Here is a 16,496-nt window from a genome sequence, read left to right on the forward strand (position 1 = left end):
ATGGAGCAAAACAGCGAAGACTCCCAGGGGTTAGCTCAGCGCGGGGCCCCCATGAAAGCGCAGCTGTTTTGCAGAATATCTGTTATTAAAGAGCAATTAATTTGAATTAAAAAAGAGAAGGGAAAAATCCCCTCTCTCCAAGAATTACATATTTTTAATCAGTTCGTCAGCGAACTCAGAGCATTTCACTTCAGTTGCGCCGTCCATCAGACGTGCAAAGTCGTAAGTTACAACTTTAGAAGCGATTGTTTTCTCCATAGAATTCGTGATCAATTTAGCCGCTTCGCTCCAGCCAAGGTGTTCAAGCATCAAGACGCCTGAAAGAATGACTGATGAAGGGTTAACTTTATCAAGGCCAGCGTATTTCGGAGCTGTACCGTGAGTTGCTTCAAAAATTGCATGTCCTGTATCGTAGTTGATGTTCGCTCCAGGAGCGATACCAATTCCGCCGACTTGTGCAGCCAAAGCGTCAGAGATGTAATCTCCGTTCAGGTTCATTGTTGCAACAACATCGAATTCGCTTGGACGTGTAAGGATCTGCTGAAGGAAGATATCAGCGATCGAATCCTTGATAAGGATTTTGCCTGATGCAAGAGCTTCTTCCTGAGCTTTGTTTGCAGCGTCAGTTCCTTGCTCGTCTTTGATTGCATCGTACTGGTTCCATGTGAAAGTCTTGTCGCCGAACTCCTGCTCAGCCACTTCATAACCCCAGTTTTTGAAAGCTCCTTCAGTGAACTTCATGATGTTTCCTTTGTGCACAAGCGTTACAGATTCGCGGCCTTCAGTCAAGGCATAGTTGATTGCAGCGCGAACAAGGCGTTTTGTTCCTTCTTCTGAAACTGGCTTGATGCCGATACCTGATGATTCAGGGAAACGGATGTTTTTAACGCCCATTTCATCAGTAAGGAACGAAATCAATTTCTTCACTTCATCAGAACCGTTTGCGTATTCGATACCAGCGTAAATATCTTCAGTGTTTTCACGGAAGATGACCATATCTGTATCTTCAGGACGTTTAACCGGTGAAGGCACGCCTTCGAAATAACGCACAGGACGCAGGCACGTGTAAAGGTCAAGCTCCTGGCGAAGTGCCACGTTCAGTGAACGGATACCGCCGCCGATAGGAGTAGTAAGAGGTCCTTTGATCGCGATCAAATACTCACGGATCACTTCAAGCGTTTCTTCCGGAAGCCATTCGCCAGTTTCGTCAAATGCTTTCTGACCAGCAAGAACTTCTTTCCAGACGATTGATTTTTCGCCGTTATAAGCTTTGTTTACAGACTCTTCAAGAACGCGTGAAGCTGCATTCCAGATATCCGGTCCAGTACCGTCACCGATGATGAATGGGATTACTGCATTGTTGGGAACGTTCAAAACACCGTTTTCTACTGAAATCTTTTCGCCGTTAGCCATTATGAAATTCCTCCTGTTTGCAAAGTCATAGGGCTGCACCGTAAGTGAGCCCCAGCGACTTTATAATTTTTTCTTCTATATTAATAAATCTTATCGCTCATTTACTGGAACATACGACTGCATTCCAGGTCCGATGTACTCAGCGCGCGGACGGATCAGACGGTTGTCGGAATACTGCTCAAGAATATGAGCAAGCCAGCCCGAAGCACGTGATACCGCGAAAATTGGTGTGAACAGATCGTGTTCGATGTTCAATGAATGGTAAACGGAAGCAGAATAGAAATCCACGTTTGGCGGAAGGTTCTTCTGGCCGGTTACGATTTCATCGATCTTAATCGACATTTCATACCATTTTTCTTCTCCACGGATTTTTGTCAATTTCTGGGACATTTCGCGAAGGTGTTTCGCGCGCGGGTCACCCTGGCGGTAAACGCGGTGGCCGAAGCCCATAATCTTCTCTTTGTTCGCAAGTTTTTCATTGATCACTTGTTCGACATTGTCCACTGAACCGATTTCTGTCAGCATTTTCATGACCTGTTCATTGGCTCCGCCGTGCAATGGGCCTTTAAGGGCGCCAATCGCAGCAGTAATACCTGAATAAACATCAGAAAGAGTTGCGACAGCAACACGTGCAGTGAAAGTCGAAGCGTTCAGTTCATGGTCAGCGTGCAGGACCAGCGCTTTATTGAATGCCTCTTCTTCAATATCGGCAGGCAGTTCGCCTGACAGCATATAAAGGAAGTTGGCGGCAAAGCTGAGGTCATTTTTCGGTGCAACCGGCTCCTGGCCATTGCGGACACGTCCGAATGCCGTTACCAGCGTCGCGATTTTAGCCTGGATGCGGACCGCTTTGCGGTAATTCGCTTCAGGGTTCATTTCTTCAGCTTCTTCATCGAACAGGCCGAGCAATGATACAGCCGTGCGCAGGGCAGCCATCGGATGAACGTTTTTGATGTCGTAAGTTTTAAAATGATCCAAAACTGCCTTAGGAACCGACATGTTATCTGCCAGCTGCTGTTTCAGTTCAGCCAGCTCGTCCGCTTTCGGCAATCTTTGATGCCACAAAAGATAAATCACTTCTTCAAAGCTGGCGTTGTTTGCCAGATCATCGATATTGTAGCCAACGTATGTAAGCGTGTCATCAATAATGGAACTGATGGCGGATTGTGTAGCTACTACACCTTCTAAACCTTTTGACGATGTCATTGAATTCGCTCCTTCTCCAGTATGATTCACCATTCCACAAAAAAAGGCAGAATGATGGCTCATCTGCATTTATGAAACTCTGATAAGTTTCTTACCTTGTTCATTATAATCAATATTGAACGCTTTGTGAATGAAAACGCTTGTTTTTCTCAAAGTTACCCAAAAATTTCTATAAAAATACTCGGGTTAGCCAACAATAACCCGAGTATTTTTCATTCTTTTCTGAATAAAGCGGTAAGCAAGCGGCTTGTACAGTTTCTGTGTCGGTGCAAATAACAGGCTGAACCCGACTGCATCCGAGATAAACCCGGGAGTCAGCAGCATCACGCCACCGACGAGGACAAAGCCTGCATTCAGCAGGTTTTCACCCGGCGGCTCGAAATTTGCCATCGCTTTCTGGATGTCGCCGATCGCTTTCATTCCCTGTTTTTTAGCAAGGAAGGCTCCGATCACTCCAGTGGCGATAATCAGCACCACAGTTATCAGAAAACCGATATTATTGGCTGCCCAGATCAGCAGCGCCAGTTCAAGAGCCGGAACAACGATCAATAACAGAATCAGTCGCTTCATATGGAAAGGTCGCCTCCCTTTGTGTCTTACAATACACTTGCGTGACCATGGTAAACAACGCCTGTTTCTGCGTCAATCGTAATGTCTTCATTGTTTTGTATGAGGCTTGTCGCACCTTCTACACCAACAATCACCGGGATGCCAAGGCTTAACCCGACAACAGCTGCGTGGCTTGTAAGCCCGCCTTCTTCTGTTACGAGGCCGGCGCATTTTTCGATTGCAGGCATCATCTCACGATCCGTGCCGATCGTTACGATGATTTTCCCTTCCGTGTCAACGGCATTCGCTTCTTCTGCTGTTCGGACGACAAGTGATTCGCCGTAGGCAACCATCTTACCGATTCCTTGCCCTTTTGCAGCGATATCGCCAATGACATGGACTTTCATGAGGTTCGTGGTACCGGCTTTGCCGACAGGAACTCCCGCTGTAATAACAACGAGATCACCATGATTCACGTATTCATGCTTCAGGCTTTCTTCAACGGCGATTGCAAACACTTCATCCGTCGAATGGACCGGTGTGCCGACTATCGGCTGCACGCCCCATACAAGCGTCAGTTTCTTGGCTGCAAAATCAGATGACGTCACAGCGATGATCGGTGATTCCGGCCGGTATTTTGAAATCATCTTCGCAGTTGTGCCGCTTTCAGTCGGGGCAATGATCGCTTTGACTTTCAGATTCAGGGCCGTGTAAACCACTGCCTGGCCGATCGCTTCCGTCATATTCGCTTCTTTGTCTTTTCTTCTATCGGAAACAAGCTGTTTGTAATTGAGCGCTGATTCGGTTGTCATGGCAATGCGGTGCATCGTTTCCACAGATTCAACCGGATAAATGCCGGCTGCCGTTTCCCCGGACAGCATGATTGCATCGGTGCCGTCGAAAATCGCATTCGCGACATCACTCGCTTCTGCTCTTGTCGGACGCGGATTGCGCTGCATCGAGTCCAGCATTTGCGTAGCGGTAATGACCGGTTTCCCTGCGCTGTTGCATTTTTCGATCAGGGATTTTTGGACTAGCGGCACTTCTTCTGCCGGAATTTCCACGCCCAAATCACCGCGAGCCACCATCAGGCCATCCGATACCATGATGATTTCATCAATATTATCGACGCCTTCCTGATTTTCAATTTTCGGGATGATCTGTATGTGTGAACCGCCATTTTTCTCCAGAAGTTCCCGGATTTCCATGACATCCGAAGCCCTTCTCACGAAGGATGCTGCGACAAAATCCACACCTTGCCCGATGCCGAACAGGATATCCTGTGCATCTTTTTCTGTAATCCCCGGCAATTGAACTGAAACTCCAGGGACATTGACACCTTTTTTGCTTTTCAGCGTGCCAGCGTTTACTACGATTGTATGGATCAGGCCATTTTCTTTGTCGATCGACTCGACACGCAGTTCAATCAGCCCGTCATCCAGTAAAATAATGGATCCCACGTTGACATCCTCGATAAGTTGCCCATAAGTTATTGAAAACAGTTCAGCTGTACCCAGCACTTCTTTCATTGAAATGGCAATTTTCTGGTTGGTCACCAGGTCAATTCCATCATTCTCCATTTGGTGCGTGCGGATTTCAGGCCCTTTCGTATCCAGCAGAATCCCGACGATTTTACCCGATTTTTCAGATGCCTCCCGGATGCGCTTGATGCGTTCGCCATGCTCTTCATGATTGCCGTGTGAAAAGTTCAGGCGCGCCACGTTCATGCCCGCTTCGATAAGTGCCTCCAGCATTTCCGGCGATTCACTCGCAGGGCCAATAGTACAAACGATCTTTGTTTTCCTCAATAGACTCACTCCATTTTGCTTTTTAAATTGATAGTTCTTTGGATAGTGTGTACAAACTCATATCGGTGTCATGTTCACCGGTAAACGCTTTTGTCATATCATAGTCTACCACTTGATGATTTCTCATGCCAATTGCCCGCCCGCCTGGTCCATCCAATAGGACTTCCACAGCACGTGCACCAAATAGACTCCCAAGGACCCGATCACGTCCGGTGGGTGTTCCGCCCCGCTGAATATGGCCCAGAACTGAAACTCTCGTCTCAAGGTCTATTTTACCTTGAATTTTCCCCGCCAGCTCATTGGCGCTCATCACCCCTTCAGCAACGATGATGATACTGTGTTTCTTGCCGCGCTTTTTCCCTTTTTGCAGACGTTCGATCATGTCGTCCATATCAAAATCCGTTTCCGGAATCAGAATGGTTTCTGCACCGCCGGCGAGCCCTGCCCATAAAGCCAGATCTCCGGCGTCACGGCCCATAACTTCGATGATGAAGGTCCGCTCATGGCTGGTGGCGGTGTCCCGTATTTTGTCAATCGCTTCGATGATTGTGTTCAGCGCAGTATCAAAGCCGATCGTATAATCCGTCCCGGGTATATCATTGTCGATGGTGCCCGGCACGCCGACGCAGGGAAACCCTTTTTCGGTCAAAGCCATAGCTCCCCGGTAGGAGCCATCACCGCCAATGACCACCAATCCTTCGATGCCATGTTTTTTTAATTGTTCGATGGCCTTGGCCTGGCCTTCCTCCGTTTTGAATTCAGCGCATCTCGCCGAATACAGCTTTGTGCCGCCCCGCTGAATGATGTCACCTACATCTCCGGCTTCAAGCCTTTCAATATTGCCGGCCAATAAACCCTGATAGCCGTAATAGATACCGTAAACTTCCAGTTCATGAAAAATCGCTTTCCGCACTACAGCCCGAACTGCAGCGTTCATGCCAGGTGCGTCTCCGCCACTTGTCAATACTCCGATTCGCTTCATCTTTCCAGCCTCCTGCCATCCTTATACTCCATTCACTTTACCACGAGCATCCCCCTGCTGTCAGTCCAGCTCATTCGAATTTCGATACATGGCCGCGAATCATTTTCTGCCGATAAACACAAAAAACCGCCGAAGCGGTTTTATTCTGTAAACACACCAATGGACTTGAATTTATCATAGCGCTGCATAATCAATTCATCGGCGTTCAACGGATTTAATTCTGCCAGTGACTTTTCAATTTCAGTTGACAGGAATTCCGCCTGCTTTACCAGGTCATGGTGAGCACCACCCCGGATTTCCGGAACGATGCGTTCGATGATGCCCATCTCCAGAAGATTAGGTGCTGTAATCTTCATCGCTTCAGCCGCCGTCTGTGCCAGAGCGGAATCCTTCCAGAGAATAGAAGCGGCTCCTTCGGGCGAAATAACCGAAAACGTCGAGTTTTCCAGCATCAGAATATGGTTCCCCACACCAAGCGCCAGAGCTCCCCCGCTTCCGCCTTCACCGATGACAATGGAAACGACAGGAACTTTCAGGCCGGCCATTTCCACGAGATTGCGGGCAATCGCTTCACTTTGTCCGCGTTCTTCCGCAGCTTTCCCCGGATAGGCGCCTTTCGTGTCGATCAGGCAGATGATGGGCCTGCTAAACTTTTCAGCCTGTTTCATGAGACGAAGTGCCTTTCTGTAGCCTTCGGGATGCGGCATGCCAAAATTCCGCCGCACATTTTCTTTTGTATCTTTGCCCCGCTGGTGGCCAATGACAGTCACCGGCTGCCCCTTGAAAGAAGCTATGCCTCCAACGATCGCTTCGTCGTCACCGTAAAGCCGGTCTCCATGGAGTTCAATAAAATCCTCAAACATATAAGGAATATAATCCAGCGTGGTCGGCCGGTTCGGGTGGCGGGCCACCTGAACCCGGTCCCACGGTTTCATGTCTTCATAAATTTCTGTTTCCAATTTTTCAAGCCGTGCTTCCAAACTGGAGATTTCTGCAGTTAAATCCACTTCTGCATTTGCTGTATATTCTTTCAGCTCTCCGATTTTTTTCCGGAGCTGGATCAGCGGTTCTTCAAACGGCAGTGACTTCTGAACTTTTTTAGCCATGTGCCACAGCCCCTTTCGTATGCAGTTTGATCAGCGATGATAAAGTATTCTTCATTTTGTGGCGGTGAACGACCGCATCAAGCTGGCCATGCGCCAATAAAAATTCAGCCGTCTGGAAATCTTCGGGCAGTTTTTCACGCACTGTCTGTTCAATGACACGTCTCCCGGCAAAACCGATCAAAGCTTTCGGCTCTGCGATATTGATGTCGCCGACAGAAGCAAAACTTGCCGACACTCCTCCTGTAGTCGGGTGAGTCAAAATGGAAATAAACAACAGCCCTTCATTGCTGTGCCGTTTTAAAGCAACGCTTGTCTTTGCCATCTGCATTAGCGAGAGAACGCCTTCCTGCATGCGTGCGCCTCCGCTGGCCGTAAAAATGACGAAAGGCAGACGTTCGTCCGTCGCCTTTTCGATCGCACGGGTGATTTTTTCACCCACGACAGAGCCCATCGAACCCATACGGAAATGGGAATCCATGATGGCCGCTACCAATGGCTGGCCGTCAATCTTCCCGATGCCCGTCAACACAGCTTCGTTCAACCCTGTTTTTTCACTGTCCGCTTCGATTTTCTCCGTATAGCCGGGAAAGCCGAGCGGATTTGCGCTTTTCAAATGATCGTCCATCGATTCGAAAGAACCTTTATCCATCAAACTTTCAACCCGTTCGTGTGCAGTCATTTTACAGTGATGATCACATTTCGGGCAGACTTTCAGGAGTTTTGACATTTCTTTCGTCAATTCGATATGCTTGCATTCCGGACATTTATACATAAGGCCTTCAGGAACATCTTTGGCCGCTTTGGATGGAATTGTCGTGTCATTCCGTTCTCTGTTGCGTTTGAAAATATCACGTATCATGGTCATCTTCTGTACTCTCCTTTTGCAGCCAGTCAATCCAGAGGGTTAATCCGGAAGCGGCCTTATCAGCATCCTGCCGCATAATTGCAGCCAGTATATTTTTGATCATTGCAGTTTCATCTGTTGTAATGCGTCCTTTATAAGGATTGCCGCTGTACTGTGCCAGCAAGATCCAAATTTTCAATGACAGCCGGTTACCCGATAACACCAAAAGTTCCCGCATGAAATCTTCGCGGAGAAAAGTTTCCCCTTCATCGATTTGCCTGGAAAAACTGTCCCAGACAGGCAATTGGCTGGAGACTTCATTTTGGCAAATTGCCCGGATAGCGGAAAGTTCATGGATCTTCCGTGTCTCCTGGACATCCCTTTGCGATTGATTATCCTGGAGAATGAATGTCGACAGGACTTCCACCAATCGATGGTTGCGATGATCCGATAAAAACGTGCCTTCTCCTCGCCGGGTTTCAATCAGCCCGAGCAATTCAAGGCTTCGGAGCGCTTCGCGAATCGTTGAACGGCCAACTTTCAAAGTTTCGGCCAGTTCCCTTTCGGAAGGAATTCTGTCGCCAGGCCTGATATTTTCCTGGCTGATCATTTTCCGTATATCCAGGACAATGTCCAGATATCGTTTTGGTTGGTTCATAGCTGACCTCTGTTCCCATTTTTTTGAAAGTGGTCTGACCACTCATGTTCTTACAATACAAAAAAATCCTGCTCACGTAAAGCAAAAACTGCTTTTCCGGTTGGAAAAGCAGTCAAATATTGATCGTTTTGCAAATAACCGAGGTGCGGTTATTGCGATTTTCGATGGTTCCCTGGATTTCGATAATGGCGTGTTCGTTCAGCAGTGAATTGTATTTCGCATATTCTTCCGGGAACAATGTGACCGATGCGGGGCCGGTATCATCCTGGAGGGTGACAAAAGCCATCGCATCCCCTTTTTTCGTCCGGATCCTTTTTATTTCCTCGATCATGCCGAGTACAGACACCCGCTCTTTATCCCGTTTCTGCTTAAGGGATTTCAATGCGTCAAAATACTTTTGCCGCCTTTCTTTTTCCCTCTCTATCGGATGCGTGGAAAGATAAAAGCCTAACACTTCCATTTCGAGATCCAGTTTCAGATTTTCGGGAATCGGCGAAGCTTTCGTGTATTTCGGCTTCATAAAACTTGCTCCCATATCATCAAACAAGCCGGGTTCTTCATCCGGCTTGACGAGCTCCGCATGTTTGACGGCGCTGTCGAGCGACGCCAGCAGCACTGCCCGGTCCGACCCGAAATCATCGAGAGCTCCGGCTTTGATCAGCGGTTCAAAAGCTTTCCGTGTGAAATGAATGGCGGAAATCCGTTCCGCAATATTGAACAGGCTCGTAAACTGACCATGTTCCTGGCGTGAAGCAAGCAACGCTTTTATGGCAGTTCCCGGTACACCTTTCACCGCATTCAGGCCAATCCGCAATTTTCCTTCTTCTATTGAAAAGGATGAATAACTGTTTTGCACAGACGGCGGCAATACCGGAATATTTTTTTCTTTTATTTCCTGCAGCAGCTGTTTCGTCTTTTCTGCATTGCCGGCTGAATTGCTGAGCATTACAGCGTAGAAGTAAACAGGATAATTCGCCTTCATATAAGCAAGCTGATACGAAATCATACTGTAGGCGACCGCATGGCTTTTCGGGAAACCATAATCGGCGAAACGGACGATCAAATCGTAGACTTCGGCTGCTTCACTTTCCTTAAAGCCCTTTTTCAAGGCGCCCTGAACAAAATGAACCCGTTCCTGATCAAGTATTTCCCTTTTCTTTTTACTGACTGCCCGCCTCAGAATATCGGCCTGGCCCAGCGTAAAACCGGCCATCTGTGCGGCAATCTGCATAATTTGTTCCTGATAGACGATAACGCCGTAGGTTTCTTTAAGGATCGGCTCAAGAATCGGATGGACATATTGAACGGCTTCCTGTTTATGCTTCCGTTTGGCATACAGCGGAATAAATTCCATCGGGCCCGGCCTGAAGAGCGCATTGACTGCGACAATATCACCGAAAGCGGTGGGCTGAATCTGCCGCAAAGCCCCTCTCATTCCATCTGATTCCAATTGAAAGATGCCGGTGCTGTCGCCGGCTGCCAGCAATTTAAATGTCGGTGCGTCGTCGAGCGGCAGTTTTCGGTAATCGATAGTTTTGCCTGTCCCTTTCGCAAGCAATTTGCGGATTTGTTCCAGGATCGTCAAGTTACGCAAACCCAGAAAGTCCATTTTCAGGAGGCCAATCGCTTCCAAATCGCCCATCGGCCATTGGGTCAGATAGATGCCCTCATTACCTTCTTCAATTGGAACGTAATCCACAAGAGGAGTCGGGCTCAAAATGACGCCCGCCGCATGTGTGGATGCATGGCGCGGCAAACCTTCCAGCTGAATTGCAGTTTTAAACCATGTTTTGCGTTCTTCACTGGCGATGATCCAGTCATTCAATGCCTTATTTTCTTTCAGGGCAGAGCGCAGTGTCGTACCGATCCGATTGGGGATGAGTTTCGATATCGCTTCCAGGTCTTCATTTTCAAATCCGAAAACCCGGGCAGTATCCCGTGCCACCGCTTTGGCGGACAAGGTGCCGAACGTAATGATCTGAGCTGTTCTTGCCTGGCCGTATTTTTTCGCCACATAGTCGACCACTTCCTGCCTTTTGTGGTCGGCAAAGTCGATATCGATATCAGGCAAAGTGACACGCTCCGGATTGAGGAAACGTTCAAACAGCAAGCCGTGTTCCAGTGGATCGACATCCGTGATGTGGAGCGAATAAGCCACAAGGGAACTGGCAGATGAGCCGCGTCCCGGTCCGGTCATGATGCCTTCACTCCTCGCGAATTTCATGAAATCGGAAACGATCAAAAAATAATCGATAAAGTCCATAGTACCGATGACGCCCAGTTCATAATCAAGCCGTGAAATATACGCTTCGGAAATTGACGAGGTGCCGAGCCTGCCTTTCAATCCATCCATGCATAATGATTTAATGTACGCCGCTTTATCGATTTCCTCTGCCAGCGGAAACACCGGCAGCAGCTGCCTGTTGGTCCGGATCGTGACTTTGCAGCCGAGAAGCATTTGGCGTGCCGTTTCGAGCCATTCGGGATGATCCGAAAACCAGCTTTTCATTTCACCGGCGTTCGGGGCATAGGCATCTGTATGTTCCGGGCGCTTCCTTTGTTCATCCGATAATTTCAGTCCCTGCCCGATGGCTGAAGCCACTTCATAGGCAAAGGCGCCTTCTTTTTTCAAGTACCTGACTTCCTGTGTTGCAATGATCGGCATCTGCAATCGTCCGCAGGCGTCAGCGAACGCATCCTCACCTTCCAGCCGCCGGCCGCCCGGACGCTGGATGCTTCCGTAACTTTGCTTGCCAAAAACTGAGGAAACATATTCAAATACTTCATGCCGATCGGTCAGGGTCCATTCCAGCGAATTGGGGATGACACAGATCAGCCCTTCCTTATAGGCGTTCAGCCACTGCTCCGGAATCGCTTCCCGCTTGCGCGTGGCAAGTGCGCTTGAAATTTTCAGCAGGTTGCCAAAGCCTTTATTGCTTTGTGCATAAAGCACGACCGGATAATGCTGCTCTTCAAATTCGATGGACGCCGAAAAGCCGATCACCCCGTGGATGCCGGCCCGGTAGCACGCTTCCCAGAAAGGAAGCGTGCCATATAATTTAGAGTTGACGATGGCGACGGCAACCGTCCCCTGTTCTTTCAGAAAAGGGAAAAGTTCATCAACGCGCACCGTACTCTTCAGCAGGTCTGCCGACGTGCTAATGTGTGGATAAACCATTGACAAAACGATCCCTCCCCATCATTCTGCAGCTGCGCAAATTTCTTTCAAGCGGACAATCACCTGTTCCGCTTCTTCCCATGAATAGGCTGTGGCGCCGGAAGCCATCGGATGGCCGCCGCCGTTGAATTCCTTCGCCAGGTTATTGATGACCGGCCCTTTTGAGCGGAGGCGGACACGGATTTCATCTTCTTCTTCGATGAAAATGACCCACGCCTTCATGCCTTTGACATTGCCGAGGGAACTCACAAGAAGTGAAGTTTCAGTCGCGGTCACATCAAATTCCTTCAGGATATCCATCGTGATTTTCACATGGGCTGCCCCATTTTCGTCCATTTTGAAGTTCTGATAAATATATCCCTGCAAATGAAGAAGCTTTCTTTCCATTTCGTACATGCCGTTATGCAGCGCATTGCGGTCGAAATCGCTTTTAATCAATTCACCGGCGATTTTAAAGGTTTTTTGTGTTGTGCTCGGAAACAGGAAACGGCCCGTGTCGCCGATGATGCCCGCATACAGCTGACGGGCTGCAGATACAGGAAGCTCCCACTTCTCCTGTTCCTGCCCGGTCGCGAATAATTCATAGATCAGTTCTGAAGAAGAACTGGCATTCGTGTCAACAAGTATGACATCACCATATGCATCGTCATTGGGGTGGTGGTCAATTTTGATGATTTTATCCGCATTGATATAGCGCTGATCATCGACCCGTTCCGTGTTGGCTGTATCCGTGACAATCACCAATGCTCCCTTAAAAGATTCGTCCCCCACGGGGTCAGGGGTGCCAAGAAAATCCATCGTAAGGTCATGCTCACCCGCAGCAAGGATGCGCTTTTCAGGATAATTATGCTGCAATATGTATTTCAGCCCCAATTGTGAACCGTATGCATCGGGGTCCGGCCTTACATGCCGATGGATGATGATTGTTTCGTATTGTTTAATTGTGTCGATGATTTGACTGTTCATAGGGGCGTTCCTCCGCTTTCAAGGAAATCCGTTCGCATTCAAACCCAATTCTCAGTACAATGTAAAGTAGAGGAAGAGTTTTTGAATACAGGAGGTCCTTATGTTAATTTTTATAGTTTTAATGATTTTTTCAATCATGTTTTATTTCTATTATAAGACAAAGCAATTCCGGACAACACTGCCGATACGTAAAAAATGGTATGCTTCCAACGCTTCCGTATTTCTAGGCAGTTTCGGTGTATTTCTGGGTATTGACCTGATTATCGTCTCCCAAACTCCGCTAACATATATTGTTGCCGGCATTTTCATCATTTTAGGGCTGGTCATGGTCATCCATAATTACAAAGCCGCCAAGCATTACCACCAATTCGTGGCTGAAGAAGCACGGCTGAACGAATAGCAATCCCCCCTCCATAAAGAGGGGGTTCTTTATTTTCACCTGTCCAGCAGCTGGAATGTCAGCAATGCCTTGCCGACAATTTCGCCTTCGAAACCAATTTCGATGTCGACCTTTGCCGATTTTCGGCTGATGTCCAAAATGGCCGGTTTGATGCTGATGACAGAATCCAATTGAACTGGTTTCAGAAAATAGACCGTCATGTTTTCCAGTACGCTGTCTTTGCGGTTTTTTGTCTTTAAAGCACTGACGGCAGCTTCCGATAAGATCGTGGTATAGGCCCCATATGAAATCGAACCGTACGAATTCGTCATTTGCGGCGTGACTTTGAATTCGAGAGACAATTTTTCATGGGGCTTCATCTGCAGCTGGCTTTTAATGATGTCATCGATCGTCTCGCCCTGCTGCGGCTGGCGCTGTGCCGTCTGTATTGCTTTCAGGACATCCTGTCGGCTGATGATGCCGCATAATTTCCCCTGATCGTCTATCACAGGCAGCAGGTCGATCCCTTCCCAGATCATCCGGTGTCCGGCCGAAGCGACACTTGTCTGCAGCGTGACCGTTATCGGATCTTTCGTCATCGCTTTTTCGACGCTGTCTTCGTCCGTAAAGCCGATAATATCCCTCGAAGTCAAAATCCCAACGATCCTGCCGGCGTCATCAATCACCGGAAAACCGCCGTGCGCTGTTTCCTCATTTAATTGGCGATAGCGCCTGATAGGGTCCCGCTGACGAAGAAAATGGGTATTCTCCAGCGGAATCAAAATATCTTCTATCAATAAAATCTCTTTTTTAATCAATTGGTCATAGATAGCCCGGTTGATCATTGTTGCCACTGTAAACGTATCGTAGCTCGTGGAAATCACCGGCAATTCGTATTCATCTGCCAGCTTCTTGACTGCCTCAGACGCATCGAATCCTCCTGTCACCAATACGGCGGCTCCCGCCTTCAGCGCAAATTCATGAGCTTTGGAACGATTTCCGACGATCAGCAGATTGCCGGCTTCCGTATAGCGCATCATGTCTTCCAGCTGCATGGCGCCGATGACGAATTTCGTCAACGATTTGTGTAAACCGGTTCTTCCGCCGAGCACCTGCCCATCGACGATATTGACAATTTCCGCATAAGTCAGCCGCTCAATATTTTCTTTCTTCTTCCTATCGATGCGGATGGTCCCCACCCGTTCAATTGTTGAAACAAGCCGCTGATTTTCAGCTTCTTTGATCGCGCGGTAAGCTGTTCCTTCACTGACCTGCAACGCTTTCGCAATGCGGCGGACGGAAATTTTTTCCCCGACCTCCAGGGTTTCAATATAATGAAGTATCTGTTCATGTTTCGTCGCCATCTGGTCACCCATTCTTTCTGCTGTCCTGATGCATTAAGTGTACCATATTTCCCAAAACAGAAACCCCCGAAGAATGATTGCTCTTCGGGGGTATTCCGGTTAAATTTCAAATTGCTCTCCGGCTTTTAATATCTTCACATCGGATCCCGTCACCATCTCTTTGAACTTTTCAGGATCCTGTTTGATTGGCGGGAAAGTATTGTAATGGATCGGTACAACCGTTTTTGCCTTTAAAAGTTCAGCCGCGTAAGCAGCATCTTCCGGTCCCATCGTGAAAAAATCCCCGATTGGCAGGAAAGCCACATCGATGGAATGGCGTTTGCCAATCAGTTCCATGTCACCGAATAATTCGGTGTCGCCGGCGTGATAAACCGTTTTTCCTTCTGAGGTGAACAGGATTCCCGCCGGCATGCCGCCGTAGATGACATCTCCATCATCTGTCGTATAGGAAGAACTGTGGAAAGCTTTGGTGTATTTGACTGTTCCAAAGTCAAAGCTTTTTGAACCGCCCAGATTCATGCCGACCACATCAAGCCCTAATGTGCCCAGATAATTGGCGAGTTCCACCGGTGCAACAACCTGTGCGTCATTTTCCTGCGCCAGTTCAACGGTATCGCCCACATGATCATTATGCGCATGTGTCAGCAGGATCACATCCGGTTTTACTCTATCCACTTTCAAATCTGTCAGACTGTTGCCGTTGATGAAAGGGTCGATCAATATCGTTTTCCCTCCCGCCAGAATTTTTACGACCGAATGACCGTGATACGAAACTTTCATGATATCCCTCCATTTATTGTGTGCAGATTCTAGCTGTCTTATACCCTTAACTTTGTTATGCTACACATATAGAGGAGGAATTCTAATATGAATAAAATCACTAAACTGCAGGACTATCTGAATGAAAACGGGATCGATGCTGCGTTCATCACCAATCCGGACAACGTCTTTTATTTTTCCGGATTCAAAAGCAATCCTCATGAACGGCTGCTCGGCGTCATGATTTTCAAAGAAGCCGAACCTTTCCTCATCTGCCCGCAGATGGAAATTCCGGATGCCAAAAGTGCAGGCTGGAACGGCCGCATCATCGGACACACCGATACGCAAAACGCGATGGAAGTGCTGCATAAGACAGCTCAGGAAACAGCCGGATCCATCAAAGTTCTCGCAATTGAAAAATCGCATATGATCGTGGAACGCTATGACGCAATCAACGAGTTTTTCGGTACGCCGAAAATTGTCGGCATCGACGAAAAAGTAAACGCCTTGCGGGTCATCAAAGATGAAGCTGAACTGGAGATCCTCCGTGAAGCAGCCGCTTTGGCAGATTACGCCATCGAAGTCGCCGCGAAAACCATCAAACAAGGCATCACGGAAATCGAAGTCATGACGGAAATTGAACTTGCACTGAAAAAACGCGGTGTAACCCATATGTCATTCGACACCAGCGTATTGACCGGCGATCATGCCGCATCTCCCCACGGAAAAACCGGCGGCCGCAAATTGCAGAAAGGCGACCTGGTCCTGTTTGACCTGGGAGTTGTCCACAAGGGCTATTGTTCAGACATCACCCGCACGCTTGCTCTGGGCGAACCCGGCGAAGAACAGAAAAAAGTCTATAATATCTTGCTGGAAGCTCAAGTGGCCGCGGTCAACGCCGTCAAGCCCGGTGTTACGGCTGCAGAGCTCGACCGAATTGCACGCAATGCCATTGAAAATGCCGGCTATGGCGAATACTTTACCCACCGTCTAGGCCACGGGCTCGGCATCTCTGTCCATGAATTCCCATCGCTTCACGGAGCGAACGATATGGTTATGGAAGCCGGCATGGTCTTTACGATCGAACCCGGCATTTACGTCCCGGGCAAAGTCGGCGTGCGGATCGAAGACGATCTCGCTGTAACCGAAACCGGTGTAGAAATCCTGACCAAGTATCCAAAGGAACTGCAGATAATCAATAATATATAAACTATTAATATCGATATTTCACAAAACAGCTCCGCTTTCCAAAAACCGTGCTCCTGCATCGCTGCGCTAGCTTCG

The 16,496-nt window shown here is 48.2% G+C and carries 14 protein-coding genes; 2 read left to right on the forward strand and 12 right to left on the reverse strand.

Features of this window, described 5'->3' with window-relative positions:
* Positions 1-144: 144 nt before the first annotated feature.
* The 10 genes from icd to KW93_RS05140 form a co-directional block, all read right to left on the reverse strand.
* A complete protein-coding gene (icd, locus tag KW93_RS05095) occupies positions 145-1,413 on the reverse strand; it encodes an NADP-dependent isocitrate dehydrogenase (protein ID WP_033541901.1) in 1,269 nt (422 codons plus the stop codon).
* Positions 1,414-1,503: 90 nt separating this feature from the next.
* A complete protein-coding gene (gene citZ / locus KW93_RS05100) occupies positions 1,504-2,619 on the reverse strand; it encodes a citrate synthase (protein WP_033541902.1) in 1,116 nt (371 codons plus the stop codon).
* A 186-nt stretch (positions 2,620-2,805) separates the two neighbouring features.
* A complete protein-coding gene (locus KW93_RS05105; protein WP_033541903.1) occupies positions 2,806-3,189 on the reverse strand; it encodes an FxsA family protein in 384 nt (127 codons plus the stop codon).
* A gap of 26 nt (positions 3,190-3,215) precedes the next feature.
* Positions 3,216-4,976 carry a pyruvate kinase gene (pyk, locus tag KW93_RS05110; protein ID WP_033541904.1) on the reverse strand — a complete coding sequence of 587 codons (1,761 nt, stop codon included), beginning with the start codon at positions 4,974-4,976 and terminating at the stop codon, positions 3,216-3,218.
* Between the two features lie 22 nt (positions 4,977-4,998).
* Complete coding sequence (gene pfkA / locus KW93_RS05115) at positions 4,999-5,958, reverse strand: 6-phosphofructokinase (RefSeq protein ID WP_033541905.1); 960 nt, start codon at positions 5,956-5,958, stop codon at positions 4,999-5,001.
* Between the two features lie 140 nt (positions 5,959-6,098).
* The gene (locus KW93_RS05120; protein WP_033541906.1) at positions 6,099-7,064 is read right to left on the reverse strand and encodes an acetyl-CoA carboxylase carboxyltransferase subunit alpha; all 966 of its coding nucleotides are present in this window, start codon (positions 7,062-7,064) and stop codon (positions 6,099-6,101) included.
* On the reverse strand, positions 7,057-7,929 hold the full coding sequence (gene accD, locus KW93_RS05125; RefSeq protein WP_033541907.1) for an acetyl-CoA carboxylase, carboxyltransferase subunit beta: 873 nt from the start codon (positions 7,927-7,929) through the stop codon (positions 7,057-7,059). The genes KW93_RS05120 and accD overlap by 8 nt, the downstream gene beginning before the upstream one ends.
* Complete coding sequence (locus tag KW93_RS05130; protein ID WP_033541908.1) at positions 7,913-8,566, reverse strand: FadR/GntR family transcriptional regulator; 654 nt, start codon at positions 8,564-8,566, stop codon at positions 7,913-7,915. Before KW93_RS05130 ends, accD begins: the two co-directional genes overlap by 17 nt.
* Positions 8,567-8,678: 112 nt before the next feature.
* Positions 8,679-11,744, reverse strand: a complete 3,066-nt coding sequence (gene dnaE / locus KW93_RS05135; RefSeq protein WP_235318362.1) for a DNA polymerase III subunit alpha — start codon at positions 11,742-11,744, stop codon at positions 8,679-8,681.
* A 21-nt stretch (positions 11,745-11,765) separates the two neighbouring features.
* A complete protein-coding gene (locus KW93_RS05140; RefSeq protein WP_033541910.1) occupies positions 11,766-12,710 on the reverse strand; it encodes a DHH family phosphoesterase in 945 nt (314 codons plus the stop codon).
* A 100-nt stretch (positions 12,711-12,810) separates the two neighbouring features.
* Between KW93_RS05140 and KW93_RS05145 the strand changes: the two genes are divergently transcribed.
* Positions 12,811-13,110 (forward strand): YtpI family protein, encoded by a 300-nt coding sequence (locus tag KW93_RS05145; protein WP_033541911.1) that lies wholly within the window; start codon positions 12,811-12,813, stop codon positions 13,108-13,110.
* 35 nt (positions 13,111-13,145) lie between these two features.
* Here the strand turns inward: KW93_RS05145 and KW93_RS05150 are convergent, their stop codons facing one another.
* Together KW93_RS05150 and KW93_RS05155 are read right to left on the reverse strand one after the other, a co-directional pair.
* Positions 13,146-14,453 carry a DRTGG domain-containing protein gene (locus KW93_RS05150; protein ID WP_033541914.1) on the reverse strand — a complete coding sequence of 436 codons (1,308 nt, stop codon included), beginning with the start codon at positions 14,451-14,453 and terminating at the stop codon, positions 13,146-13,148.
* 99 nt (positions 14,454-14,552) lie between these two features.
* On the reverse strand, positions 14,553-15,233 hold the full coding sequence (locus KW93_RS05155; RefSeq protein ID WP_033541912.1) for a metal-dependent hydrolase: 681 nt from the start codon (positions 15,231-15,233) through the stop codon (positions 14,553-14,555).
* An 87-nt stretch (positions 15,234-15,320) separates the two neighbouring features.
* On the opposite strand from KW93_RS05155, the gene KW93_RS05160 reads away from it, so the two are divergent.
* The gene (locus KW93_RS05160; protein WP_033541913.1) at positions 15,321-16,421 is read left to right on the forward strand and encodes a M24 family metallopeptidase; all 1,101 of its coding nucleotides are present in this window, start codon (positions 15,321-15,323) and stop codon (positions 16,419-16,421) included.
* Positions 16,422-16,496 lie beyond the last annotated feature (75 nt).

The organism is Planococcus sp. CAU13 (assembly GCF_000775575.1).
Classification (GTDB): domain Bacteria; phylum Bacillota; class Bacilli; order Bacillales_A; family Planococcaceae; genus Planococcus.

Bases quoted from the DNA above. Each gene is read 5' to 3' on its own strand.
- KW93_RS05105 (WP_033541903.1), bottom strand. From the start codon at position 3,189: ATGAAGCGACTGATTCTGTTATTGATCGTTGTTCCGGCTCTTGAACTG.
- KW93_RS05150 (WP_033541914.1), bottom strand. From the start codon at position 14,453: ATGGCGACGAAACATGAACAGATACTTCATTATATTGAAACCCTGGAG.
- KW93_RS05145 (WP_033541911.1), top strand. From the start codon at position 12,811: ATGTTAATTTTTATAGTTTTAATGATTTTTTCAATCATGTTTTATTTC.
- citZ (WP_033541902.1), bottom strand. From the start codon at position 2,619: ATGACATCGTCAAAAGGTTTAGAAGGTGTAGTAGCTACACAATCCGCC.
- KW93_RS05130 (WP_033541908.1), bottom strand. From the start codon at position 8,566: ATGAACCAACCAAAACGATATCTGGACATTGTCCTGGATATACGGAAA.
- KW93_RS05140 (WP_033541910.1), bottom strand. From the start codon at position 12,710: ATGAACAGTCAAATCATCGACACAATTAAACAATACGAAACAATCATC.
- accD (WP_033541907.1), bottom strand. From the start codon at position 7,929: ATGACCATGATACGTGATATTTTCAAACGCAACAGAGAACGGAATGAC.
- KW93_RS05120 (WP_033541906.1), bottom strand. From the start codon at position 7,064: ATGGCTAAAAAAGTTCAGAAGTCACTGCCGTTTGAAGAACCGCTGATC.
- KW93_RS05160 (WP_033541913.1), top strand. From the start codon at position 15,321: ATGAATAAAATCACTAAACTGCAGGACTATCTGAATGAAAACGGGATC.
- KW93_RS05155 (WP_033541912.1), bottom strand. From the start codon at position 15,233: ATGAAAGTTTCGTATCACGGTCATTCGGTCGTAAAAATTCTGGCGGGA.
- icd (WP_033541901.1), bottom strand. From the start codon at position 1,413: ATGGCTAACGGCGAAAAGATTTCAGTAGAAAACGGTGTTTTGAACGTT.
- dnaE (WP_235318362.1), bottom strand. From the start codon at position 11,744: ATGGTTTATCCACACATTAGCACGTCGGCAGACCTGCTGAAGAGTACG.
- pfkA (WP_033541905.1), bottom strand. From the start codon at position 5,958: ATGAAGCGAATCGGAGTATTGACAAGTGGCGGAGACGCACCTGGCATG.